Consider the following 24,011-nt stretch of genomic DNA (forward strand, 5'->3'; position numbering starts at 1 on the left):
CGACTCTTAGCTACGATATTTAGCCCATAAGTCTCTTTGTGCTGGCGTCAAGAAACTCCAAGCCAACACCCGAGTGAGCTTATTACCCTGAGCCATATCTATGGTCTTCACTGTAACCGCTCCCACTTTTTCAAGTGCTGCATAACTCGATTTAAGGTTTTCTTTTTTCGATACTAGACTCGTAAACCATAGGCATTGAGTCTTGAACTCACGACTTTCACTGATCATGTTCAATAGAAACTGCTTCTCGCCGCCATCGCACCACAGCTCAGCTTTTTGACCACCAAAATTTAACTCTGCAGCCTTTAGCTTCTCCTTGCTTAAGTCAACATTAGAAGCATGTCCTTTCGCGGCTCTATTAGCCGCTAAGTTTTGCACTTTACGTTGGCTGCCCTCTGCAGCTTCGGCAAGTGAAGAGTGAAACGGTGGATTACACAGAGTCACATCAAACCGTTCATCCGCAGAGATAACCCCAGAGAAGACTTTTTGATGATCGGTTTGTAGGCGAGTTTCTATTTTCCCTTGCAAACATCTATTGTGATTAATGATGTTTGCCGCATTTTTAATGGAGAGAGGGTCGACATCACTGGCAACACATCGCCATCCACAGGCTTGGCTAGCTAAGATGGGATAGATGAGGTTAGCACCTGTACCAATATCAAGCGCATTAATCTTCATACGTTTCGTTGAAGATCTACTATTTTTCCCACTATTTTTTAATGACTTAGATTCAGCATGGACATTTTGTCCACTTTGTTCAAGTGCCAATTCATCTTCAAGCGCTAACTCACCACGAAGAAGATCTTCAAGATAGTGAATGTAATCGACACGCCCAGGGATAGGTGGACATAAAAATCCCTGCGGAATATCCCAAAACTCTATTTGATAATCAGACTTAAGCAAGGCGAAGTTAAGTGCCTTAACCGCCTGAGGATCAGCAAAATCTATAGACAGTTTGCCATAAGGATTTGGCCTGACAAACGGCGTTAACACTGGGCAAGCTTGAGTTAGCTTATCAAAGTCATAGCCATCTCTATGTAAGTTTCTCTGATGTAACCCTTTGCCCTTTGAGTCGACCGTAGTCGCTGAATATTTGGCTGGTTTATTCGGCTTTTTAGCAGGTTTCTGCGAACGACGCTGTGCAGCAGGTTTAGATGGCTTTTTTTGAGCGGCTTTAGTCATAGGGGGTTCTTATGCCGTCAGTCGAATCACTCACGGCGGTATTATTTAGTTAGTCGTATAAATATTTGGTAAAGAGTAGGTTGACCACTAATGGCTTACCCGTTTCTTGCTCAATAAGCCTATTCACTGTGTCATAACACTCACGGCGTATCTCTTCTCGACCAGTGAGAGATTTTACTTTATCTGAAGTCTGGCTCCCCATAATCTCTAATATCGCTGCACGTAACAGGGGATCATGATGTTCTATATCAATAAGGTCTTCAGGATCTTTGACCATGAGCTCGATACCTATACGTACAAAGCCTAACTTTTTGCCGGTGGAGATATAGTTAGTAATCAGATCAGGTTCAAATCCATAATAGGCATAGTTATCCACTATCTCCTCTTTTTCTGGCTCCTCATCTTCTGCGTAACTCGCCGTGCTAAAGACGCCCATAATTAAAATGAGCAGCAGTGACGCAAACCTTTTCAGGTAGAGTGATTTCATATCGAACCTTTTCATATTGAACTGTATCTCCTTGATGCCCACTAATCTTTCTGACTATCGTTTTATGACATGGTAGACTGCACCAGTTTGCAAGCCAGTATTGTACCGAGAATTAGATGAGTGTGACTAGGTTAAGCTTCCCCTATGGTGAATCAATTCAATGGTTTTCACCAGATAAAATCGCCGAACTGCCCCAATCCCCATTAACAGAATGGTTGCTTTCTACAGGAAGTTTAACTCAAAAGTTGCAATCTCACTGTGCCCATTTTGAGGTAAAAATCTTAGGTGAAGGTAATTTGACCCCATTTAGTGGCGAATTTCCTACTCAGCAGCAAGCTTGGGTACGAGAAGTTCTACTCTGTTTAGATGGTACACCTTGGATATTTGCTCGCACATTGATTTCAGGCCCATTACTGGCAAAAAAAGATAAAGATTTTCTCACTTTAGGCACTCGGCCGCTCGGTGAGTTGCTATTTTCAACGGATGACTTTACTCCAGGGAAAATAGAAGTTGCTCATTTCACCCCATGCGAAAAACTGGCCGAGTTAACCAGCTCGCTTAATCAGCCTGTCAGTCAAGAGCTCTGGGGCAGGCGTCGATACTTCTCCTTTGAAGGTGAAGATTTGATAGTCAGCGAAACCTTTCTTCCCGCAGCTCGCCAGTTCATTGAACAGTTGTAAATCAGTTTAAATACTCAACAATAAAAAACGCCCCTCAGGGCGTTTTTTATTGTCAGTGCAAAACAGATGCAATTAACGACGCGCTCTTCTTAGTCCAACAAGCGCTAATAAAGAGAGTGTTATCCAACCTAAACTACCGCCACCTGAACCACCTGATGACGGTGTGACCACTGGTGTTGTAACCACTGCCGCAGTGACAGTAATCGAGCTGCTTCTACTACTCTCCATGCCAAGGCTGTCTGTCACTGTCATCATCACAGTATAGCTACCAGCTGAAGCATAAGTATGAGTAGGCGACTGAGCGGTACTTGTCTGTCCGTCACCGAAATTCCACAAATAGCTCATCGCACCTTCACCACCAGTTGTGGTATCGGTAAAAGTGACACTCAAATCACTCGTCACAAAGGTAAAGCCAGCAATTGGCGCTACAGGTAGAGAAACGGTCACCGCTTGCATGCTCTCAACGCTCGCACCTTGTCCATCAGTCACAGTCAAAGTCACTAAGTAGCTGCCAGAGTCTGCATAGGTGTATACTGGCATCTCTTCTGCACTTGTTGCACTTGAGTCACCAAAGTTCCATAGGTAGGTGTAATTGCCATCTCCCCCCTCAACAGATGCTGTGAATGTCACTGTTCCAGGCACTTCCTGAGTCATAGTAAAGCTTGATGACAAGTCAGAACTTGGCGGCGGTGGAGGCGTTACACCATTATAGTTAAACCTAACTGTCGCCGTTGACGAGTCAGCGCTCTGTGCTGTGACCTCCATGGTCAAACCTATCTGAGGCAAAATGATGCCAGATTGAGGCTTAGTTGGCGCACTATAATCTAAGCTGTCATCGAATAGTGAGACTGAACTCAGGTGATCATCCTCAAAGTAGCTCGATTGATTAAACATGCTAAAGGTCGCATCACGGATCTGAGTGCTAGTACCATAGTTACCAATCAAGTTTTGGTCGGCATCGATAACGCCGATTAAACCAGAACCAGGATGTGTGCTCGAGTTATTATCGGCATAGCTAAAGTCCTCTAACCAAAGCAATACACCAGGCTCATAGGAGTGACTATCTAGCCCTGCATCTACACCATTGTGGCTTCTAAGCTGCACGATGTAACGGCGATCAGCGCCTGGACGCTCACTGTCGATACGTGAGAAGCCTGCCAAGGTCATGGTATTTTCAGTCTCAGCATCATCACTATAAATCACGCTAGTGCCATCGGTTATCTGCAAGTTATCGAACACAAAACCATAGTCACCAACAGCAGGATCAGTAATATACACGATACTTATCTGAGTATTCGCCCTTCCCGCGTAAGCACTTAAATCATATTCCAAATCAACCCAATTATTCGCGCCCTCTGCGCCATTGATATCACCTGAGTTACCAGTGATGATGTCCCGAGCAGCATTGGTAGTGTTACTTGCCTTAGTATGGTTACCCGCAATAACAACACCATCAACCATCAACTGAGCGTAATCGTAATCTAACTCAATATTCCAATGCGCCTTCATGGTTAAGGTTAACTGAGCTGCGCTTGGCAGATCTATCTCAAATGACAGCGCATTATTGATCAAATGACCTTGGCCAGAATAATACTGATAACTACCAGCATAGGGCTGCTTAAACGGGATAGTTGCTGAAGGCAGCGGAATAGATAGCTGGTTAACCAGTGAATGATTAACCGCTTCGTTCAACTGAACATCAAGACCACTAGCGCCGATGCTACTCAGTAACACCTCCTGCTCATTGCTCCAACGTCCCTTGTACCTATCTTGCAGGTAAGTACGTGCATAAGGGCTAAAACCTGTCGGTACCGTCCCCGCAATAGCACCTGTCCAGCTGCCGCCAGACATCACAGACCATGAGCCAACGGGTGAACCATCGCCTGAATTGGTGGTGTCATACTCGTCAGGTAACCCGAGGTCATGACCAAACTCATGGACCACTACGCCAGCAGCGGCATCAATTGGCTGCACCGTATAACCAAATACTTTTTTGCCCGTGCCGGGAATGGTATAACCAGGCGTATTTCCAGTATAAACGAAAAATCTATGTGACCAGATAGCATCATCAGCAAGTACACCACCACCCGCCTCTTCGCCGATACTTGAGTGAAACAGCATCACGTGATCGATATTGCCGTCAGGCTCATCAAAGTTGCCGTCACCATCAATATCGAAAGGATCTTCAACATCGTAACTGGCAAGCTCTTCAGCTGTCATGCCAGCAACGGCCATAGTTACCGCTTCTTTAACCAGATCGGGAACGGCTTTGTCATCGTCATTACTATCTGGATCGTTACCGCCATAAAAAGCGGCGTTATTAGCTGCAGTAAACCAGCCTTTTACATCCCCAGTAAAGAAGAAACGCTCACCCGACTCAGCTTGGTAATATTGATACCCAGTCATTAGGTTTTGCCCCTGAGGACCGGCAAAACCTGTAGTTGAAAACATCAGGTCTTTATAATGTTCAACGGGATAGCTTGGGTAGTACATAGGCGTATCACTGGCGGAGAGTCGATTATTATCAAACGGCAGATCGGGAAAATCGATCAATACCCCCAGCACTTTAACGGTTTTAGAGATATCGGCATCGGCGAGTATACCGACAGATCTGTCCATCTTAGAGATAGAGTTACGCTGTAACGCCTTACTCTGGGCTACAGACTTAAGTCTGCTTTTTTCAAATTGTGCTTCTAAAAGGCGGCCTTTGCTTTGAAAAGTCGTCGCTCTATGGGTGAAGCGATCAACCGCAGCACGCTTATCATCCTCTGATGCTGATGCTGAAATCTCACCTCGTTTAATCAACCAATACAAGATCTGCTCTTTATTGATCACCCCTGCATCGGCTAAGGTGCCAATATCTGCTGATACGCTATCTGTTGCCTCTAAAGGCTTAGCGATAACGCTTGATGACGCAACAACACCTAACAGCAGAGATAATGACATGCTGAGTATTGAACGCGGAGAGATACTATTGCCACTCTTCATGTTAATGAGTTCCTTCTGACTTCTTCTACTTAAATATCTGTTGTTTGTTACGGATAAACTAAGCCCTGCGGCATTCAAGTTCATCAATCTGGCTTTAAGTTTAGACCTATCCCAACGGGGAGGCATAAAACTACAACGAGGTTTACGCTAACGAGCTAAAGGGCTACCTCAGCTAACTGATATAACCCGAAAGAGTACAAAGCAGATAAGTAGAGTAAGCTCTACAACGCCCGAGCACTCAATTGAAAAGGTAAACACGCTAAATGCCCGAAAACAACATGAACAGAACAAAACAGTAACAGTTGTTTCAGTTGAATGACAATAAAAAAGTATGATTTACAGAGTTAAACACTGTGATAAACGCTAAGCCTCAGAAAACTATTAGATTTATCAATCTATATAGCCTAAACAATGACTTAGCCGTACCGATATTCACTAAAAAATCATTTTTAAAGACTATTTATTCAACCAATCTTGGTAGATCAACAACAACACAGAGGCTGACCAACTGAAGTTAGTACAATGTAAGCCATCGCCAGTGAGTGGATCGTAGTTTTCTCTAATTGGCGACTGACCAAGAATACCTTCTCCCTGCTCTACCAATCTTGTCGCTAAGGTTTTGGCCTCAGAATGATAACCGTATCGCTGTAAACCAAGTAAACCAAAGAGCGCTTGGTCAAGCCAAACAGGTCCTCGCCAATATTGGGTTGCTGCAAAATTAGGGCTATCTGCACTCACCGTAGGAAAAGGGATTTTAGTAGAAAACTGTTGTGGTTTAAGGTGCTTATCAACCATCACCTTCGCCTGCTCTTTTGTTGCAACCCCCGCCCAAAGTGGCAACCAGCCTTCAACACCTTTACCTGATTCGGTCATCAAAAAGCTGTCTGTCGCATTAAACCTGAGGTCATAGAAAAAACCAGTTTGTAGATCAAACATTTCACTGCGGATCTGCTTCTTTAACTCAATTGCAGCTGAAGACCAGGTCTTGGCCTCATCATTACGGTCAAGCAACGCAGCCATATCGGCTAAAATCTCTTTTTCGGCAAAAAGGTAAGCATTGAGATCTACTGACTCTTGGGACAGTGAATAACCAATCAGCTCCCCCTTATCATTGAAGTTCTCTAATACCTGTACACTGACGTCATCATCGAACCTAGGGGCATTGTCCATACCCGACTCCCAAGCAGCTGCTTCTATGATGGCAGCCCTATCTAATTTTCCCTCTTTAATATGTGCAGGGTGCACATTGGCACCATATTCAGCTAAGCCATTGCGATTATGATCTCGATTGCGATACCACCACTGATGATAGCTAACCAGTTTAGGGTACATCTGGGCAACGAAGGCCAGGTCTTTGCTCTGTTGATAGATCTCCCATACCGCCCAAGCAGCCAATGGTGGTTTGCCGTTGCGCTCATTCCAATTACCTCCCTCTCCACCTCGGGCAGGATCTTGGTTATAGAAAATAGCATCGGGAAGGTTACCGGCATCTTGAGGGCGAATAATATCCTCGGCGGTAAACTGATAATCAAACATTGCCAGCACATTCGATTTAGCGAGCTCAACATCAAAATGAGACAAAGCAACAGCCTGCTTCCAACTGTCCCAAGCCCAGACGCCATTAAACCATTTGTAAGTAATCGACGGTGTCACTGCATTGTGCTTCAGGGCGCCAGCTGGACTACGCCAATTATGGATGAGTGTCACCATACTCTTGGCGGCAAGTTGACGAAACTCACTCTCCCCTTGTTGAATACCGCTATTGAGCCTTTGCTCCCATCTCTGACGGTTGTCATCCAAGGATGCCTGGGATTGTAGCCAGTTTATCTCACCACTAGCTTGTCGCTCATCCTGAGTGTGAAAGTATCTCTGCGCCGTTAATAGCTCAACTGACTGGCCAACCTTGAGCTCAATCGCTGCGCTTTTAGCGCTATAGCTATTATCCTTGTTAACCGTTATCTCCACCTTAGGTCCAAACCACAGCTCAAAGCTCGCGTCAGCTAGCTGTATGTTCCAGGTATCCATAACTGGGTTCAACGTCCAAGCAATACCAGTTTGCCACTGCTGAACTTGCTTTATAAGTTGGTAGTCCTCCAGCTTAAGGTGAGATTGAAATGGCTGACCAGACCAAACGAGTTGCCAGCGCTGCGCCTTGTTGGATAGATTGGTCAGCGTAGTGGTCACCACTGAAGTGCGGTTATCGCTAAACCCTAAGCTCAATGAGACTGTAACGTCTGCCCAGGTATACTCTTGATACAGGCCATCAGGTCGACTGTAAATTTTATGCCGCTGAGCCGTTGAAAAATCTCGCTCTAGGCCAGTTTCAGCCTCTTTCAGTACTAATCTCTGTATGCTGTCACTCAGGTGTAAGCTGTACTCTTGAGCAATAAAAAGTGGCCCAGTAAAGCTACCATAATATTCCTCACTATCGGGTAGGTGGAACCCATGCCAAGCACCTTGATCAACATAGGTCGCAGCAATACTAAGATTGCCCTTGTTATCACGCTCCTCCATGGAAACTGGCGTCCCTTGATAGGGCAAAAGATCATGATATAAAGGAGAATCTATAGCCGATAGGCCCGCGACGCACACTAGAAGACAAGAAAGCATAAAAATACCTATCCCTGATAAAAATAGAACCGTTCATCCAACGATAAGGTGTGATAAACAATTGAATACAATATCCAAGAGTATGCTGGTAAGTGAATTTTGATGCAAGCCGATCGACTAAGGTTAGGCTGCCCTGCTGTAGAACAGGCTTCAGTTAAGATAAGGCTAACAAACAAGCTCAGCCGCAAAATATTAATACAGTCATCCCGGCGATGCTGTTAGCCGGGAACCAGCTTTTTAAATCAAAACCCTTCTACCGAATGAAAAACTAGATTCTGAAACAAGTTCAGAATGACGATACGATTGAACTAAGGTTTAGCGCATAGATTACTGAGCAGCCTGCCCAAGATGAGCCATATAACTAGCGATTCCATCAAGGAACATCTGCACTGATATCATTACCAGTACCATGCCCATTAGACGCTCTACGGCAGTCAAACCCTTCTCGCCGAGAGCCTTAGTGAACACCTTGTAGAACATCAAGATAACAGCACTCGCTCCCCACGCTGCTAGTAAGGCTACCGTCCAATCCATCATTCGACTGCTATCGGTGTGAGCCAGTAAAATAAGTGCAGCCAATACAGAAGGGCCAGCCATCAAAGGAATAGCCATAGGCACAATAAACGGCTCTTCACCCGCCGCTAAGCCAACGACACCACCAGGTTGAGGGAAAATCATACGGATTGCGATGAGGAATAAAATAATACCGCCCGCAATGCTGACAGACTCAGATTTTAAATTGAGGAAATTTAAGATCGCTTCACCAGCAAAGAGAAATAACAACATAATACCAAGCGCAAACAGTAACTCTCTTATCAGTACTCGGCGCCTTTTCTTAGGCTCAATATGTCTTAGGATTGACGCAAAAATTGGCAGATTACCGAGTGGATCCATGATAAGAAATAGCATTACTGCGGCTGAGAAGGTATCCATAGAGGTTTATTGCCTGGTGTTTTAACGCAAGGGTTTGTCTATATATTCTATAACCATTTGGAAACAAACAGATAGACAATTTCACACAAAAAGTCACAAGGTGAGGAGATTTATTCTCTGTTGTTGCAGTGCATCAGGCAAACTTCAACATAGATATTGCTTATAGGATGTGCAAAATGCGCTAAAAATTGAGAAATTATCACATTGGATGTAAATAATGCGACCTAACCTGCTTATTTTGCAGAAACTGGTATACTATCTCGTCGTTTTTCTTTGGTTCCAGCTTAACAAATCATGCTCTATCTCTTAGCCAGCTGTATCGCACTATTATTAGGTCCAATTTTCTATCGATTCTTTTCGACTGAGAACGGGCTACAAAAAGGCCTGGACGGATTTATATTCGTATCACTGGGCGGGCTTGTGCTGCTGCATATTTTACCTGAGCTACTTGAGCATGGTGGCTTTCTTGCCATCATCTTCGTCATCATAGGTATCTGGGGCCCCACGGCCAGCGAAAAGCTTTTTCACCGCTATTCCGAAGTAACCCACAACCTAACTCTCACCTTGGGCATAGCAGGCTTGCTACTGCACACCATCACAGATGGTGGAGCCATGGTATTGGCACAACAAGATGATACCTCGATATTGCTGGCGTTAGGCATCATATTACATCGACTACCTGTGGGCTTAGCCATCTGGTGGCTGGTGAAACCACAAGTAGGCAGTCGCTGGGCTATGGCCGTGTTAGCCGCCATGATGGTGCTGACAGGCGTAGGTTATTTTGCTGGGGAGCAGATGCTTACTCAGCTAAGCCTAGACAATACCGTCTATCTACAGGCTTTTGTCACAGGCTCTATTTTACATGTGGTATTACATCAACCCCATGATCATCACTCACCAGAACAGAGCAGTAGCCAGCATCCAGAAAAGCATGAATATCATGCAGGCATAGGCAGCTTACTGGGTATCGGCTTGCTATTTTTACTACTCATGTTTGATTCGGGCGGCCATGAACATCACCACCATGACCACAGCACAGAACAACTAGTAGATTGGGTGACCACCTTAGCGCCTGTACTACTACTTAGCTATGCAGTGGCCGGATTGAGGTTTAAGTTTGGTTTATCACCACAAAGCTCTCATTTAGGTAAGCGCTGGTTACAGCGGCTCGCGGGGCCTGAAGCTCTTATCATTACAGCATTATTGCTAGGGCCTCTCGTTGCCTTATTCCAAATCATTAGCTTGCTGGTTATCGGTGTCTTACTCAGCTATAGCCGAGTCGAACCTACGGATCCTCATCTGTCGATACCCGAGTCTCCGTTACGATTTGGTTTTGCTCATATCATAGACAGAAGCGCCCCTTGGATCATACTCAGCCTAGTGCTAGCGAATCTTATCGGTCATCCTTCTGTGCCACTAGAGAATCCGATCACTCAAGTTATCGTATTGATGGTGCTGTTTTTACCAATGCGATTCTGCAACTTAGGCGGCGCAGTCTTAGCTCTTTCTTTAGCTTATAGTGGCTGGAGTATGCCTGCGGTGATGTTAGCTCTAATTGCAGCCCCTATCTTCAACTTGGCGCAACTTAAGCTCATGACTTGGGTACAAAGAGCACTGGTTATTGGGTTAATCATTACCTGTTTAGCATTCACAGCTATGTTCCAACCACAATGGCATAGTGTACTGACTATCCCTGAGCCAATTAGTATAGTTTCGATAGTGATCTTAGCTGGGCTATTTGCCGCCAGCCTACTCCGCTTAGGCCCTCGCAAGTTTATGGCTCGCATCATGCTACTTAAAGATAAAGCCCATGCGCACAGTCACAGTCATGGCGAGCATAAACACTAAGACTGAAATTTTAAGTAAGCTATCAATCAAAGCAGCTCAAGCGCTAAGCAAGTCGCGAACTGCGAGCTTGTCATCCCGGCGATGCTTTTAGCCGGGATCTAGACTGTCGCCCACAAAGACTAGATTCTGAAACAAGTTCAGAATGACCTAGTGAGACCATTCATTGCCACTATGCTTTACTGTCTCTAGCTTTTTCTTGGCTTATCCTCGCATCTCGTAATTCACAGCCTTCTTCGCTCTTTCCTTGTCAAAAGCTGCAAATAAATGGCTTTCGAGCACAATCAGGTTTAAATTCAAACAAAGATTAGCTAACGCGAGTATCTATGTGCATTCTGTTTATTGCTTTAAACCAACATCCTAAGTATCCCTTAATCGTATGTGCTGATTCTGCAATAGATGAGTTTCATCATCTTCAACTAGATAAATTCCACTTCAACCAAAAATAGATTAACGTGTAATAACACTCCTCTAGAGTTGAGCCCTATGTGTATTCTGTTTATTGCTTTAAACCAACACCCTAAGTATCCGTTAATCGTATGTGCGAACCGCGATGAGTTTCATCACCGCCCCACCGAGCAAGCGCACTTCTGGCCACCAGAAAACGAATTACTGGCGGGTAGAGATCTCGAAGCTGGCGGCACTTGGTTAGGCATTAATAAACAGGGAGATTTTTCTGCGCTCACAAATATAAGGGATCCATTACAGCAACAAGATCAGATGCGGAGCAGAGGAGAGTTAGTATTAAAGGCACTTCATCCAGATAGCCCTCTCACTCCAACTTGGCTCAGTGAACATAGCGAACACTACAACCCCTTTAACCTTATTTTTGGTAATGCGCAGTCACTCTTTTGCTTTAACAGTAAAAAGCGACATACCACCCAGTTAACCAATGGTTTTCACTCCATCAGTAATGGTGCGATCGATGATATTTGGCCTAAGATGGCCCAAGGTGCGCAAGCGCTCAAAGCGTCAATCTCCCAATGCGATGAGCCAGATATAGATGCACTATTAGCGATAATGAAAGATGAAACCCGTGCTAAAGACTCTGAACTACCGCAGACGGGTATAGATTTGGAATGGGAAAGATTACTCTCCTCAATCTATATCAAACACCCAGAGTATGGCACTCGTTCAACGACAATTATTGTTCAAGACAGCCAACAAAACACACACTTTACTGAGATCCGATATGACGGCAAAGGACGTAATCTAGGGCAGCAAACATTCCGGGTAGCTAAAACGAATAATTAGGCTTCAAGTGCCGTATACAGAGAGGTGACACTTGAGTATGGGAGTAAAGAACAGATACTAATCTGATGTGTGATCGTGGGTAATCACCCAACGGTCATCAATTTTTTCAACAAGCAAGGTGAATACGCCATTGGGCTTGTCTTTAGGCCGCGTAAGCTGCCAGCGTCCAACGACAATAGCCGCATAGTTGCTCAACATCTTTGTTTCTTTAATGGTGAATTTTAGCTCACCTAACGTCGCCTTATCCGGATAATTCCGCTTATAAGCTGCGAGTGTTTCTTCCCAGCCGTAACGGAACTTGTTCCCCGATACGAAACGCATTTTCTCGTTGTTCCAATAACCTTGCATATAGGTATCAAGATCGCCACGATTCCATGCGGCCTCCTGCTCAGACAAAATTTGGGCAATCTCATCTGTTGGTACCGCATTGGCGCTGAATGCAAACACCATAAGCAGAGTTGTAAGTCCTTTTTTAAACATGGTGTTATCCACTTTTTCAATATAGGGTGTAATATTACTATAGTACCTTAATTAATGAACTATCGCCTTGATGAATATCATCATGACGAGGCTCTTCATGACATAGCATTGAGTATTTATGTTTCAATCTTTTTGTAAATTTATCTTAAAGCTTTCAGGCTGGAAAATTTCAGGCTCACTGCCCACTGAACACCAATTTCTTGCAATCGTCGGCCCACATACCAGTAACTGGGATTTCATCATTGGCGTATTAGCCCGTGGAGCCCTAGGGGCGAAGGTCAACTTTCTTGGTAAACACCAACTGTTTATACCGCCATGGGGCTGGTTTTTTAAAGCCATAGGTGGAACGCCTGTGGACAGAAGAAAAAGCAACAACTTAGTCGACGGTGTCGTGCATCTGTACCAAACCGATCCCAGCTTTTCGCTTGCTTTAGCCCCTGAAGGAACCCGAAGCCCAGTAAAACGCTGGAAGACAGGTTTTTACCATATTGCCAGTAAGGCTGGTGTTCCCATTGTTACCGTAGGGCTCAACTTCGGTAGCAAAACTGTCGTCATACCAAACGGGTTAGAAACCAGTGATGACATGGAATTCGATATGAAGCAGATTATTAGCTTTTACCGTTCCATTGAGGGGCGCCATCCCAAAGCGATCCCAGACTTTACTCGATAAGTTGTTACTGAGTGGCGCACAAGCATCAAATCTCGATAATTGGATATTGCATAAATAGCTTGTTCATTAAACAAGTGGCGGCTATAGTGCCGCCATTATTTAGCCTGTTAACAAGACTGCCATGAACTTTGATACCTGGTTACTCTACTTTTTTGCCGTCCTATTAATCGCAGTGTCGCCAGGCACCATGGCAGTGTTATCGATGAGCCATGGTATTCATTTTGGTAAAACTCGCTCTTTAGCAACCGCTTTCGGTAGCATCACCTCTGCGCTCATTTTGATGATGGCATCCGCTGCGGGTTTAGGTGCGCTTCTCAGTGCTACTGAATATGGCTTCACTATCTTGAAATATTGCGGCGCAGCTTACCTGATATTCCTCGGGATAAAGCTGCTACTCACCAAAGCCAGTGGACAGGGGCTGGATCTGCAGCATATTAAGAGTAAGGGCACCCCAAAGCAGATGTTCAAACAGGCTTTTCTAGTGGGAATAAGCAACCCTAAAGATCTACTCTTTTTTGGCGCTCTATTTCCGCAGTTTATCGATATTTCCGCCCCACAAGGCCCGCAACTGGCCATTCTTGCTGGCACATGGGCAGTGGTAGATTTCAGCTTTGTGATGATCTACGCCAGTATGGCTAGTGTGCTAGCACCCAGGTTGAAAACCAGCAATAAACTTCACTGGTTCGACAGAACCAGTGGCGGAGTGTTTGTCGCACTTGCTGCAATATTAGTCACACGAGAGAGCTAGAGTGAGCTTTAAACTCAAGACAGAGATAGCGAGCTGCGAGTGATGAAAGTGACGTTCACCCTTTTTCCCGTAGCTCGTAGCTCGAATCTAGGAACTAGCACCTTCCCTTAAACTCCGAATGTCTGAGCCTGTTGGCCCCTGAAATGCGCGTAAGCCAAACTCAGGCAATATGGCAAATACATGGTCGAATATGTCACCTTGGATATCTTCATAGATGGCCCAGCGCGTATCGTTAGTAAAGATATAGATCTCTATCGGCACTCCCTCTTTAGTCGAAGCCAACTGCCTTACGAGTAAGGTCATATCTTTATGAACCTTGTCATGGTTCGACACGAACTCCTTCAAATAAGCTCTAAACGTACCAATATTAGTTAAATGACGACTATTGACTGGCATATCCGCATCAGGTGTCTTTAGGTTAAAGTCGTTCAACTCTTCACTCTTACGCGTCATATACTCTTTCAAGCAGTTAACCTTAGATAAGCGTTGACGCTCCTCTTCAGTAAGAAAACGAATAGAGTGGATATCAATAAGTACCGAACGCTTAATTCGGCGACCTCCTGACTCAGACATACCACGCCAGTTTTTAAAGGCATCAGAAACTAGAGCGTAGGCAGGGATCATAGTAATTGTCTGATCCCAGTTACGTACTTTGACCGTGGTTAAAGAGACCTCTTCAACGGAGCCGTCAGCACCATACTTGTCCATCTGGATCCAGTCACCTGGGCTTACCATTCGGTTTGCCGCTAGCTGAATCCCAGCAACGAAGCCAAGAATCGTATCCCTGAAGACCAACATGACCAAACCGGTCATCACACCTAAACCACTTAGGAAGTAGACCGGTGATTGGTTAGCAATTATCGATATAGATACTATGATGGCAACAAAGAACAAAAACAGTTTAAACAGCTGCACAAAGCTCTTTATCGGCAGACGACGGCTGACTAAATTTACATCTGCAATCTCATTGGCCGCATCTAATGCGCTATACACGGCGCGAATTAACAGCACCAAGATAGTCACACTCAGCAGACGTTGAGTCATGCTACTCAGCAAAGCATGTTCGGTCAGCGCCAGCGGGATCAAGATACTCAACACCAATGTCGGGACTATGATGGCAAACTTCTCCAACACCTTATGCCCCATGAAAATATCATCCCAACTCACTTTTGAACGTTGGATAACAATATTCATCGCTCGCACTACGCCACGTTTCACGAACAGATAAACCAGCATAGCGATGACAATACTTGCAAAAACCATCACAGATGTTGAGACGCCATCAGATGGGGTCGTATTTATCCCCCAAGTCGATAGCCAATTTGAGATCTGTAGCCTAATTTCTTGATCCACTATTTTTAATCCTTACCAAGTACCAATATAAAAAAGCTTTGTTAAAAAATGACCAGCCAACCTAAAAACAAGATACAAACAATAAACAATATAAACACAAACGTCTCTTTTATAAGAATTTTTAGCGTCTCATATTGACTGTTGCTTAAAGTTTAACAACAATCCACCACTAAAGTCAGAAATTGGATGGGAAGATGACAAAATATTTATTCATGTTGGTACTTTTAGCCACAAGTTCACAGGCATTTGCCAATATTCCAACTGAAGATCCAAATCCTGGTTTTAAGCCTAAAATCGGATTAACTGCTGACTATGTTCCTGCAGCAATAGATATGTATGGTATTACCCTGTCCCCCTATCACTATGATCGTGATTATGCCCAATGGGGTTATTATATTGGTTATGCCAAAAGCAGCAAAGACGATATGGATGTCACTGAACCCGCTGAAGGATACACCCAAGACACCCTATGGCGCTTCGGCCTCAGTTATAGCTTAACCAGTAACTTTAGCATCTATGGTGGTGCCACTAGCTATAATAACGAATCTCACTACACCAGTAATATCGTCCCTTATATCGTCGATGGTGAGCCGGTTTGGGAAGAGGAAAAAGAGACAACTTGGGGTGGTGAAATAGGCGTAAGATATATGATGGATTTCGGCTTAATGCTGAGTACAGGCTATAACTCAGCCACTGAGACTGCAGTGTTCAGTATCGGCTGGGCAATGTAACCTTCGATAAATACCAGCCAAGCATATTGTAATGAATAAACAAGATAACGGCTCCTATGTGAGTCGTTCTCTCTTTTTACCCGCAGTGTAAATTACCCAGCTTTGCAGTAAGAAAGCGTGAGAATTAACCTATCTCATGTAAAACTATCTCACACATGTATAATTGATTGTTATCAACCCAAGCAATCTACTTCATTAGGTTAATTCTCATGCATAAACGTCTATCGTTATTAAGCTCCTTTACTCTACTGCTGCTCACTCTGCCCGGTTTAGCACTTGCAGCAACCGAAACATTAGCGACTGTTACCTTAGAAAATGGTGCCAAAGTGCGTCTCAATGACGACTTTACTTGGGAGTATGTGATCTTCGAAACCGCTCCTACGGATGCAGATAAAGCCGTTGAGGCGGATAAACCAACAGCCACAGCGATTGCAGCAGGGACATCAACGACTATCTCAGTTGCTAACAAAGCGTCCACACCAGCGACTACAGCAAGTAGCCAGTCAATGTCAGCTAGCGCTATCGCTCAGGCTGAATTACTCAAGTCGACAGCCAAGGCAGGTGTAAAAGTGAGCTTTGCTAACGCTCAGTGGGATGACGACGGTCGCCTTGGCCTGACCTTCGATTTATCCAGTACCAGCTCTGAGCACTACGTGTTAATAGAGATGGATGTCACCCTATACGATGACTCAGGCAGAAAACTTAAGACCGAAACGATCAAGGTATGGAAAGCGATATTTAGATCGGCAGAGACTTACTTACGTAAGGGCGAACACCGCCAAAGCAGAACCTTCTGGATAGAAGGCGTAGATGTTAACCAATGGTCAAAACAGTTATTAAGCCTCAAGATCGGCGAAATGGACTCTAGAATGTGATCTTAGAGAAGGAGCGAGCCTCTAGTAGAGGCTGCGCCTAGGAAGAGAATAAACAAAAAGCCGGCATAGATACGCCGGCTTTTGATGTTTCTAGGGCCTAGGAACTAGAACCTAGTAACTTTGTAAATTTACAAACTTGGTAAAACACCGGCTGGTAGGTAGCTATTAAAACTAGCTGTCAGTAGCAAGTCTGTAGAGGCTTCGATATCTGGGCCGAAGTAACGGTCCTTATCGTAATATGAAACCAACTCACGTAATTCCGCTTTCGCCTTAGCAACAGCAACACTAGGTTGCAAAGGAGCACGGAAATCTAAGCCCTGCGCCGCAGCAAGCAGCTCAATGGCTAATACGCCGCGAGTGTTTTCAGACATGTCACGTAGACGGCGCGCCGCGAAGGTCGCCATAGAGACGTGATCTTCCTGGTTTGCCGATGTTGGCAAGCTGTCTACCGACGCTGGATGTGCGTAGGTCTTGTTCTCAGATGCCAGTGCTGCAGCAGTTACCTGAGCAATCATAAAGCCTGAGTTAACACCGCCGTTATCTACCAAGAATGGAGGCAGTTTAGACAGGTTAGGATCGATAAGCAGTGCGATACGACGCTCAGCTATCGCGCCAAGCTCAGATAGTGCAATCGCTAAGTTATCAGCGGCCATAGCAACAGGCTCAGCATGGAAGTTACCACCAGAGATAATATCGCCAGTATCTTGGAACACGAGCGGGTTATCGGTCACACCATTGGCTTCGGTGCCCAGCACTTCTGCTGCATGACGGATCTGCGTTAAACACGCACCGAGTACCTGTGGCTGACAACGTAGTGAGTAAGGATCTTGAACCTTCTCGCAGTTAGCGTGATCTAAGCTAATTTCAGACTCTTCGCCCAATAGGTGACGGAACAGAGCAGCAGAATCAATCTGACCTTTCTGACCGCGAGCCGCATGAATACGTGGGTCAAACGGGCTTCGGCTACCCATAGCCGCTTCAACACTCATCGCACCAATCACAGAGCTCGCAGCGAATAGGTCTTCTGCATTAAACAGGCCTTCAAGTGCTAATGCCGTTGATGCCTGAGTACCGTTAAGCAGGGCTAAGCCCTCTTTAGCAGCAAGCTCGATAGGCTCAAGTCCTGCAATTTCAAGACCCTCTTTAGCAGACATAATCTGCCCCTTGTAGCTAACCTCACCTTCACCAAGCAGTGTTAAGCTCATATGTGATAGTGGTGCTAGGTCGCCCGATGCGCCTACAGAACCTTTCTCTGGTACACATGGGTAAACTTCAGCATTAACTAGCTTAATTAGGAAGTTAATCACCTCAAGACGAATACCTGAGAAGCCTCGGCTTAATGAGTTAATCTTAAGAACCATCATCAAACGTACTGTCGCGTCTTGCATGTACTGACCAGTACCTGCCGCGTGAGATAATACAATTGAGCGCTGCAGTAGCTGCAGATCTTTGTCTTCAATCTTGGTATTAGCAAGCAAACCAAAACCTGTGTTGATGCCGTAAACTGTTCGGCCTTCATCGATAATCTTCTGCACGATACCTGAGCTAGTTTTGATATCTGCAACCGCTTCATCAGCAAGGGTTAAGCTTACTTTTTCACGGCTGATTTGACGAATTTGTGACAGGGTCAAAGTGCCTGGCTTTAATACTAAATGGCTCATTTTTACTTCTCCAACATCGGCAGGTCTAGGCCCTGCTCTTTTGCACAGTTTTTAGCGATATCGTAACCCGCGTCAGCATGACGCATCACACCTGTTGCTGGGTCATTCCACAACACTCGACCAAGACGAGCAGCCGCATCATCGGTACCATCGGCAACAATCACCACACCTGAGTGCTGGCTAAAGCCCATACCGACACCACCACCGTGATGCAGAGACACCCAAGTCGCGCCACTTGCCGTGTTAAGCAATGCATTCATCAATGGCCAATCTGAAACAGCATCAGAGCCGTCCAACATAGACTCAGTTTCACGGTTAGGACTAGCAACAGAGCCAGAATCTAAGTGGTCACGGCCGATAACGACAGGAGCTGAAAGCTCACCATTTTTAACCATTTCGTTGAAGGCAAGTGCCAAACGAGCACGGTCTTTCAAGCCAACCCAACAGATACGCGAAGGTAATCCTTGGAAGGCAATACGCTCACGCGCCATATCTAACCAGTTATGCAGATGTGGGTTATCAGGAATTAGCTCTTTAACTTTGGCATCTGTCTTATAGATATCTTCAGGGTCGCCAGAAAGCGCCACCCAACGGAATGGACCAATACCTTCACAGAACAGTGGGCGCACGTAGGCAGGTACAAAACCTGGGAAGTCGAATGCGTTTTCAACACCCTCTTCAAAAGCCATCTGACGAATATTGTTACCGTAATCGGTGGTTGCAGCGCCTGCCGCTTGAAGCGCTAGCATAGCCTTAACTTGAACAGCCATAGATTGCTTAGCAGCCTTAACGACACCAGCTTCATCTTTCTTACGCATATCGGCCGCTTGCTCAAGTGTCCAGCCTTGTGGCAGATAACCGTTCAGCGGGTCGTGTGCAGACGTTTGGTCGGTGACCACATCAGGAGTAATACCGCGCTCCACCAGCTCAGCAAACACATCGGCAGCATTGGCTAACAAGCCAACAGAAGCAGGCTTGCCACTCTTGTTAGCTGCATCGATCATAGCTAATGCTTCATCAAGCGATGTCGCTTTCTTATCAACGTACTTAGTACGTAGACGGAAGTCGATACGGGTCTCATCGACTTCACAAGTCAACACAGAGTAACCCGCCATAGTCCCCGCTAGAGGCTGAGCACCACCCATACCACCTAGACCACCGGTTAAGATCCACTTGCCAGCCGATGAGCCGCCAAAATGCTGCTTAGCCATAGCCACGAAAGTCTCATAAGTCCCCTGAACAATACCTTGCGAGCCGATATAGATCCAAGAACCCGCTGTCATCTGACCATACATGGCCAAACCTTTCTTATCGAGCTCGTTGAAATGCTCCCAGTTTGCCCAGTGTGGTACTAGGTTAGAGTTAGCGATAATCACACGAGGTGCATTACTATGGGTCTTGAAAACACCGACAGGCTTGCCTGACTGCACCATCAAGGTTTCATCTTCTTCAAGGCGCTGGAGTACTTCAACAATCTTGTCGTAACATTCCCAATCACGGGCTGCACGGCCAATACCACCGTAGACAACTAGGTCCTCTGGGCGTTCAGCAACATCTGGGTGTAGATTATTCATCAACATGCGCATCGGCGCTTCTGTCATCCAGCTCTTACAGCTAAGCTTGCTACCGTGTGGGGCAATAATGCGACGGCTTGGGTCGTGTCTCTTATCCATCTTGAAAAACCTCGTATCAATTTGTCTTGTGTTGCTAACGTTAGTTTTACTTGTTTTTATTATCTTTCTGCGCCGACTAGCGGCATTTAAAGCCCTACAAAGTAGCGCTTTAAAAAGTCAGGTGACCACCGAGACGGAATCGCGTCCCAGGGTGGATCAATTTGGCGTAACTCACCACACCTTGGCGTGACCAGGTACGACGTAAAATTTGTAAGCAGGGCTCAGTGGCCGCTATCTCGAGGTATTGCTGATTATGCTCATTAGCAATCACCGCCTCTAAGGTGTGCCTCGCTTCAGTAAGCGGAGCGACTTGAGAGAGATATTCATGGGGCGTCTGAACGGTAAAATCTTGTATTAGGTAATCAGGTACTAGCCTAGGGTTAACAAAGCGTTCCTCAAGTTGCAGCGGCAAGCCCTGCTCGCAATGCACCAGTACCGAGTAATAAACCGGGCTGCCTGTTTCGAGCCCCAGCGCGATAGCAATCGGCGCTATGGCTTCAATCTGAGTTAGCTCAAGCTGCTTAACGCTGTATCCATGGCCTCGGTCTTTAATCTCATCGGCAATATTGCGAATGGCCATCATTGAAGATTGAGACTTAAGCTCAGCGACAAAGGTACCTAAACCTTGAGTGCGCTCAAGCACGCCGTCATCGGTCAATTCAGTTAACGCCCTGCGAGCCGTCATTCGACTGCATTCAAACAGCTCAGCCATCTGATTTTCTGAAGGTACACGGCTATGTTCCTCCCACTCACCAGATTCGATGCGGGCTAAAATATACTGCTTAATCTCTGCAAACTTGGGCGTTGCCATAGCAATCCTTTACTCATATTTTGCGGTATGTAGACCTAGCTTCTAGAATCTAGGAACTTGTCTTCGACCAATAACGCTTTTCAAACGATTAAATTAACCGCTATAATCCTAGCTTGTATATACAAGTAAATACAAGTTGGATCACAAACTTTATTTTATTTAGTATTGAGCAGACAAAACACAGCAAGAATAACAACACTGAAAAAGTGAGGGAAAAGTATGTCTTGGGATCAGGTTTGGATTGACGTCAATGTGGCGACTATGTCTCCTTCTGTTTCAGCACCTTATGGTGCGATAACAGATGCCGCAATAGCAGTAAAAGAGGGCAAGATAATCTGGGTTGGCCCACGTTCTGAACTGCCAGAGTTTGATGTTTTGTCAACGCCAGTTTACAGAGGTAAAGGTGGCTGGATCACCCCTGGACTTATTGATGCCCATACTCATCTAGTGTTTGCTGGCAGCCGTGCCAATGAATTTGAGCTACGACTTCAAGGTGCCAGCTATGAGGAGATAGCACGCAGCGGTGGCGGTATTATCTCAACCGTTAAAGCTTGCCGTGAGGCCAGTGAAACTGAGTTATTTGAACTAGGTCGTAAGCGCCTCAATGCGCTAGCTAAAGAGGGTGTCACCACCGTTGAGATAAAGTCTGGCTATGGCCTAGATACTGAAACAGAACTCAAACTACTGCGCGTAGCCCGAGAGCTGGGTAAGCATCATCACGTCGATGTGAAAACCACCTTTCTCGGTGCTCATGCTATTCCGCCAGAATATAAAGATGATGTCGAAGGCTATGTGGACATGGTCATCAATGAGATGCTTCCTGCTGTTATAGCAGAAGACTTAGCCGATGCCGCCGACGTATTTTGCGAAAACATCGCCTTTAGTGTCGAGCAGACAGAACGCGTACTTAGCGCGGCTAAAAAAGCTGGACTCGATATTAAGCTACACGCTGAACAGCTTTCTAACTTAGGCGGCTCAGCCATGGCGGCTAAACTAGGCGCCAAATCTGTCGACCATATCGAGTACCTAGATGAAGCTGGCGTTATTGCGCTGAGCAAAAGTGGAACCTGCGCGACCTTGCTCCCTGGTGCATTTTACTTCCTCCGTGAAACCCAGATGCCGCCTATAGAGCTACTACGCAAACACAAGGTTCCTATGGTGCTCGCCAGTGACTACAACCCTGGCTCATCGCCATTGTGCTCAAGCCTATTGATGCTCAATATGGGCTGTACCCTGTTCCGCTTAACACCAGAAGAAGCCTTACAAGGTATGACCTTAAATGCGGCTAAAGCCTTAGGCGTTGAGGAAAACGTTGGCTGCCTAGAAGTCGGTATGCAAGCCGATTTCTGTCTGTGGGATATCAGCACCCCAGCAGAGCTAGCCTACACATACGGAGCTGGGACTTGCATTGAGGTAGTTAAAGCTGGACACCTTATCCATCAGTGATTTATCACCTCTCTAACGATAGAGGTTAAATCGCTTTTGCTGTAGCCCTAAAGGGTCAGGTATTTAGCTAGCGCAATTGATAACCATGACCTCATGGTTATCAATTGCTTGCAGCAGGTGCTGCATATGGACATGCGAATGTCGTGATCACATGGATGTGAATAAACGACCTTATTTGCGAATCTTCTATCACTCCATGAATGCTCATTTTAACATTTACCCATAATGTTACCTATCACCTGCCGTGGGCTTACGTGCAGATACTTCTGCGAGACGCTGTGAAACCATCCCTGGCCGCTTTACGGTTTCATCTCTGAAACCGAAACTCGCAGCCGTATCTGCACTGACTTACTATCTCGTCAAATCTAATTCATAAATACCCGTTAACTAATACCCAGAAAGATCTGCCAATCTCAATGGAACTTATATTTTTATGATTAGCAGCGAAACTCATGATCATGACTAACCAATGTAAATATTTACGACAACTATTCCCCGTTGGAAGTTGCCGATGGGTGTTGGAATAGATGGCGTGAGACCGACATGGATGTCGGGTTAACTTTCGGGGGGCAGGATGCTCCATCGGAAGTGTTAGCGATTGATCCATAAACACAGAGGCCCGTACTTAATGCATGTAACTTCGCCGGGGCGTAATGGTGGTTCCAAGGAGGATAAGGACGAGCAGTCCTCCTTGGTCGGGTGTGGGTGGAAAACCCACGACTTTCTTCGGTCGTTAGACCGACATGCTTATCAGAGAAAAGCGATAAGAGGCTGTTGCAGCCATGACAGTAACTATCAATCCAAACGAAGTTTGGAAAATTCAAACTGATTAAGTTTATGATCGCAGCATAAACTAGAATCGATAATGTAGACCAACCCCATACTGGACTAGGCTAATATCGGCGTAATACATATCTAGCTCACCTGATTCAGGCTCTGTCTCATTGATCTCATAAAACAGGCGAAGCGCAAGAGACTCAGTTAAGGTGACATCAACACCGGCACCAAACAACCAACCTGTTCCTTTGTAACTCTCATCATTATCGTCATCATCACTGTAAGTGTTATTGATGACTAAGCCTGCCTTAAGGTAAACCGTAACGCTATCTGTAAACGCATGACGAACAACAGGTGAGATGCTCAGCGCTGCCATACGAAAATCGCCTTCATCGACAAAGCTGTCGGTTGCGAAAATGCTGGCTTCAAGGCCGAAACTATCATTGAAATTATAACCACCATACACACCTAGCCCTATCGCAGACTCATCAAAGGTTCCGATATTATCTTCTATGCTAGTGTTATTTGCCTGACCACCTAAGTAAAAGCCTAGGTCTTTCGCTGCAAAGGCTGAAGTTGGTGCGATGAGTAATATGGCCGCTGTTAAAAGAGGCATGGTCAACAGAGTATTGAATTTCATTGCTATCCCTATATGTTTCAATTTACCAATATCAAACCAAATATCAGTAGCTATCCTTAAAAACACAAGCATATTAACTTCTTACAAACATAAAGACAAAGTTTATCAACCAAAAGTGCCACAAGTATGATGAGTTATTTTCAAGAAATTGAGCGCTAACAATCATC

20 protein-coding genes are annotated in these 24,011 nt (G+C 45.4%); 9 read left to right on the top strand and 11 right to left on the bottom strand.

The window, feature by feature from the left end; genetic code table 11:
• Positions 1–6 precede the first annotated feature (6 nt).
• Both rlmF and BM736_RS16370 read right to left on the bottom strand, forming a co-directional pair.
• Positions 7–1,182 (bottom strand): 23S rRNA (adenine(1618)-N(6))-methyltransferase RlmF, encoded by a 1,176-nt coding sequence (gene rlmF / locus BM736_RS16365; RefSeq protein WP_076414111.1) that lies wholly within the window; start codon positions 1,180–1,182, stop codon positions 7–9.
• A 49-nt stretch (positions 1,183–1,231) separates the two neighbouring features.
• Entirely contained in the window at positions 1,232–1,684 is a 453-nt protein-coding gene (locus tag BM736_RS16370; protein WP_256717915.1) for a flagellar basal body-associated protein FliL, read from the bottom strand.
• A gap of 101 nt (positions 1,685–1,785) precedes the next feature.
• Between BM736_RS16370 and BM736_RS16375 the strand changes: the two genes are divergently transcribed.
• Positions 1,786–2,349, top strand: a complete 564-nt coding sequence (locus BM736_RS16375; protein WP_076414113.1) for a chorismate lyase — start codon at positions 1,786–1,788, stop codon at positions 2,347–2,349.
• A 72-nt stretch (positions 2,350–2,421) separates the two neighbouring features.
• Here the strand turns inward: BM736_RS16375 and BM736_RS16380 are convergent, their stop codons facing one another.
• The 3 genes from BM736_RS16380 to BM736_RS16390 all read right to left on the bottom strand — a co-directional run bounded on the left by BM736_RS16380 (position 2,422) and on the right by BM736_RS16390 (position 8,880).
• Positions 2,422–5,337, bottom strand: coding sequence for an immune inhibitor A domain-containing protein (locus BM736_RS16380; protein WP_076414115.1), 2,916 nt, complete (start codon positions 5,335–5,337; stop codon positions 2,422–2,424).
• 456 nt (positions 5,338–5,793) lie between these two features.
• Complete coding sequence (locus BM736_RS16385) at positions 5,794–7,947, bottom strand: trehalase family glycosidase (protein ID WP_076414117.1); 2,154 nt, start codon at positions 7,945–7,947, stop codon at positions 5,794–5,796.
• A gap of 327 nt (positions 7,948–8,274) precedes the next feature.
• Complete coding sequence (locus BM736_RS16390) at positions 8,275–8,880, bottom strand: YhgN family NAAT transporter (RefSeq protein WP_076414119.1); 606 nt, start codon at positions 8,878–8,880, stop codon at positions 8,275–8,277.
• Positions 8,881–9,174: 294 nt separating this feature from the next.
• Here BM736_RS16390 and BM736_RS16395 point away from each other — a divergent pair, with 294 nt between their 5' ends.
• The 3 genes from BM736_RS16395 to BM736_RS16400 all read left to right on the top strand — a co-directional run bounded on the left by BM736_RS16395 (position 9,175) and on the right by BM736_RS16400 (position 11,979).
• Positions 9,175–10,728: a metal transporter gene (locus tag BM736_RS16395; RefSeq protein WP_076414121.1), complete on the top strand. Its 1,554-nt coding sequence runs from the start codon at positions 9,175–9,177 to the stop codon at positions 10,726–10,728.
• Positions 10,729–11,051: 323 nt separating this feature from the next.
• A complete protein-coding gene (locus BM736_RS25035) occupies positions 11,052–11,174 on the top strand; it encodes an NRDE family protein (RefSeq protein WP_256717916.1) in 123 nt (40 codons plus the stop codon).
• Between the two features lie 37 nt (positions 11,175–11,211).
• On the top strand, positions 11,212–11,979 hold the full coding sequence (locus tag BM736_RS16400; RefSeq protein WP_076414122.1) for an NRDE family protein: 768 nt from the start codon (positions 11,212–11,214) through the stop codon (positions 11,977–11,979).
• A 57-nt stretch (positions 11,980–12,036) separates the two neighbouring features.
• On the opposite strand, the gene BM736_RS16405 is transcribed toward BM736_RS16400, so the two are convergent.
• Entirely contained in the window at positions 12,037–12,459 is a 423-nt protein-coding gene (locus BM736_RS16405; protein WP_076414124.1) for an SgcJ/EcaC family oxidoreductase, read from the bottom strand.
• Positions 12,460–12,577: 118 nt separating this feature from the next.
• Here BM736_RS16405 and BM736_RS16410 point away from each other — a divergent pair, with 118 nt between their 5' ends.
• Positions 12,578–13,129 (top strand): lysophospholipid acyltransferase family protein, encoded by a 552-nt coding sequence (locus tag BM736_RS16410; RefSeq protein WP_076414125.1) that lies wholly within the window; start codon positions 12,578–12,580, stop codon positions 13,127–13,129.
• A 121-nt stretch (positions 13,130–13,250) separates the two neighbouring features.
• Positions 13,251–13,877 carry a LysE family translocator gene (locus tag BM736_RS16415; protein WP_076414128.1) on the top strand — a complete coding sequence of 209 codons (627 nt, stop codon included), beginning with the start codon at positions 13,251–13,253 and terminating at the stop codon, positions 13,875–13,877.
• A gap of 87 nt (positions 13,878–13,964) precedes the next feature.
• Here the strand turns inward: BM736_RS16415 and BM736_RS16420 are convergent, their stop codons facing one another.
• The gene (locus BM736_RS16420) at positions 13,965–15,230 is read right to left on the bottom strand and encodes a mechanosensitive ion channel family protein (RefSeq protein ID WP_076414130.1); all 1,266 of its coding nucleotides are present in this window, start codon (positions 15,228–15,230) and stop codon (positions 13,965–13,967) included.
• 194 nt (positions 15,231–15,424) lie between these two features.
• Here BM736_RS16420 and BM736_RS16425 point away from each other — a divergent pair, with 194 nt between their 5' ends.
• Positions 15,425–15,961: a hypothetical protein gene (locus tag BM736_RS16425; RefSeq protein WP_076414132.1), complete on the top strand. Its 537-nt coding sequence runs from the start codon at positions 15,425–15,427 to the stop codon at positions 15,959–15,961.
• Positions 15,962–16,170: 209 nt separating this feature from the next.
• Positions 16,171–16,836: a DUF3157 family protein gene (locus BM736_RS16430; RefSeq protein ID WP_076414134.1), complete on the top strand. Its 666-nt coding sequence runs from the start codon at positions 16,171–16,173 to the stop codon at positions 16,834–16,836.
• Positions 16,837–16,964: 128 nt separating this feature from the next.
• Here BM736_RS16430 and hutH read toward each other — a convergent pair whose 3' ends face one another.
• From hutH to hutC, 3 genes are all read right to left on the bottom strand, one after another.
• Positions 16,965–18,497 carry a histidine ammonia-lyase gene (gene hutH / locus BM736_RS16435; RefSeq protein WP_076414136.1) on the bottom strand — a complete coding sequence of 511 codons (1,533 nt, stop codon included), beginning with the start codon at positions 18,495–18,497 and terminating at the stop codon, positions 16,965–16,967.
• 2 nt (positions 18,498–18,499) lie between these two features.
• Positions 18,500–20,170 carry a urocanate hydratase gene (hutU, locus tag BM736_RS16440; protein WP_076414138.1) on the bottom strand — a complete coding sequence of 557 codons (1,671 nt, stop codon included), beginning with the start codon at positions 20,168–20,170 and terminating at the stop codon, positions 18,500–18,502.
• A gap of 109 nt (positions 20,171–20,279) precedes the next feature.
• Positions 20,280–20,981, bottom strand: a complete 702-nt coding sequence (hutC, locus tag BM736_RS16445; protein WP_076414139.1) for a histidine utilization repressor — start codon at positions 20,979–20,981, stop codon at positions 20,280–20,282.
• Between the two features lie 219 nt (positions 20,982–21,200).
• Between hutC and hutI the strand changes: the two genes are divergently transcribed.
• Complete coding sequence (gene hutI, locus BM736_RS16450; RefSeq protein WP_076414140.1) at positions 21,201–22,427, top strand: imidazolonepropionase; 1,227 nt, start codon at positions 21,201–21,203, stop codon at positions 22,425–22,427.
• An 853-nt stretch (positions 22,428–23,280) separates the two neighbouring features.
• Here the strand turns inward: hutI and BM736_RS16455 are convergent.
• Positions 23,281–23,844 (bottom strand): porin family protein, encoded by a 564-nt coding sequence (locus tag BM736_RS16455; RefSeq protein WP_076414238.1) that lies wholly within the window; start codon positions 23,842–23,844, stop codon positions 23,281–23,283.
• Positions 23,845–24,011: the final 167 nt, after the last annotated feature.

The sequence above is a fragment of the Shewanella sp. UCD-KL12 genome, assembly GCF_001957125.1.
Taxonomy (GTDB): Bacteria; Pseudomonadota; Gammaproteobacteria; order Enterobacterales; family Shewanellaceae; genus Shewanella.

Bases quoted from the DNA above. Each gene is read 5' to 3' on its own strand.
- rlmF (WP_076414111.1), bottom strand. From the start codon at position 1,182: ATGACTAAAGCCGCTCAAAAAAAGCCATCTAAACCTGCTGCACAGCGT.
- BM736_RS16370 (WP_256717915.1), bottom strand. From the start codon at position 1,684: ATGAAAAGGTTCGATATGAAATCACTCTACCTGAAAAGGTTTGCGTCA.
- BM736_RS16375 (WP_076414113.1), top strand. From the start codon at position 1,786: ATGAGTGTGACTAGGTTAAGCTTCCCCTATGGTGAATCAATTCAATGG.
- BM736_RS16380 (WP_076414115.1), bottom strand. From the start codon at position 5,337: ATGAAGAGTGGCAATAGTATCTCTCCGCGTTCAATACTCAGCATGTCA.
- BM736_RS16385 (WP_076414117.1), bottom strand. From the start codon at position 7,947: ATGCTTTCTTGTCTTCTAGTGTGCGTCGCGGGCCTATCGGCTATAGAT.
- BM736_RS16390 (WP_076414119.1), bottom strand. From the start codon at position 8,880: ATGGATACCTTCTCAGCCGCAGTAATGCTATTTCTTATCATGGATCCA.
- BM736_RS16395 (WP_076414121.1), top strand. From the start codon at position 9,175: ATGCTCTATCTCTTAGCCAGCTGTATCGCACTATTATTAGGTCCAATT.
- BM736_RS25035 (WP_256717916.1), top strand. From the start codon at position 11,052: ATGTGCATTCTGTTTATTGCTTTAAACCAACATCCTAAGTATCCCTTA.
- BM736_RS16400 (WP_076414122.1), top strand. From the start codon at position 11,212: ATGTGTATTCTGTTTATTGCTTTAAACCAACACCCTAAGTATCCGTTA.
- BM736_RS16405 (WP_076414124.1), bottom strand. From the start codon at position 12,459: ATGTTTAAAAAAGGACTTACAACTCTGCTTATGGTGTTTGCATTCAGC.
- BM736_RS16410 (WP_076414125.1), top strand. From the start codon at position 12,578: ATGTTTCAATCTTTTTGTAAATTTATCTTAAAGCTTTCAGGCTGGAAA.
- BM736_RS16415 (WP_076414128.1), top strand. From the start codon at position 13,251: ATGAACTTTGATACCTGGTTACTCTACTTTTTTGCCGTCCTATTAATC.
- BM736_RS16425 (WP_076414132.1), top strand. From the start codon at position 15,425: ATGACAAAATATTTATTCATGTTGGTACTTTTAGCCACAAGTTCACAG.
- BM736_RS16430 (WP_076414134.1), top strand. From the start codon at position 16,171: ATGCATAAACGTCTATCGTTATTAAGCTCCTTTACTCTACTGCTGCTC.
- hutH (WP_076414136.1), bottom strand. From the start codon at position 18,497: ATGAGCCATTTAGTATTAAAGCCAGGCACTTTGACCCTGTCACAAATT.
- hutU (WP_076414138.1), bottom strand. From the start codon at position 20,170: ATGGATAAGAGACACGACCCAAGCCGTCGCATTATTGCCCCACACGGT.
- hutC (WP_076414139.1), bottom strand. From the start codon at position 20,981: ATGGCAACGCCCAAGTTTGCAGAGATTAAGCAGTATATTTTAGCCCGC.
- hutI (WP_076414140.1), top strand. From the start codon at position 21,201: ATGTCTTGGGATCAGGTTTGGATTGACGTCAATGTGGCGACTATGTCT.
- BM736_RS16455 (WP_076414238.1), bottom strand. From the start codon at position 23,844: ATGAAATTCAATACTCTGTTGACCATGCCTCTTTTAACAGCGGCCATA.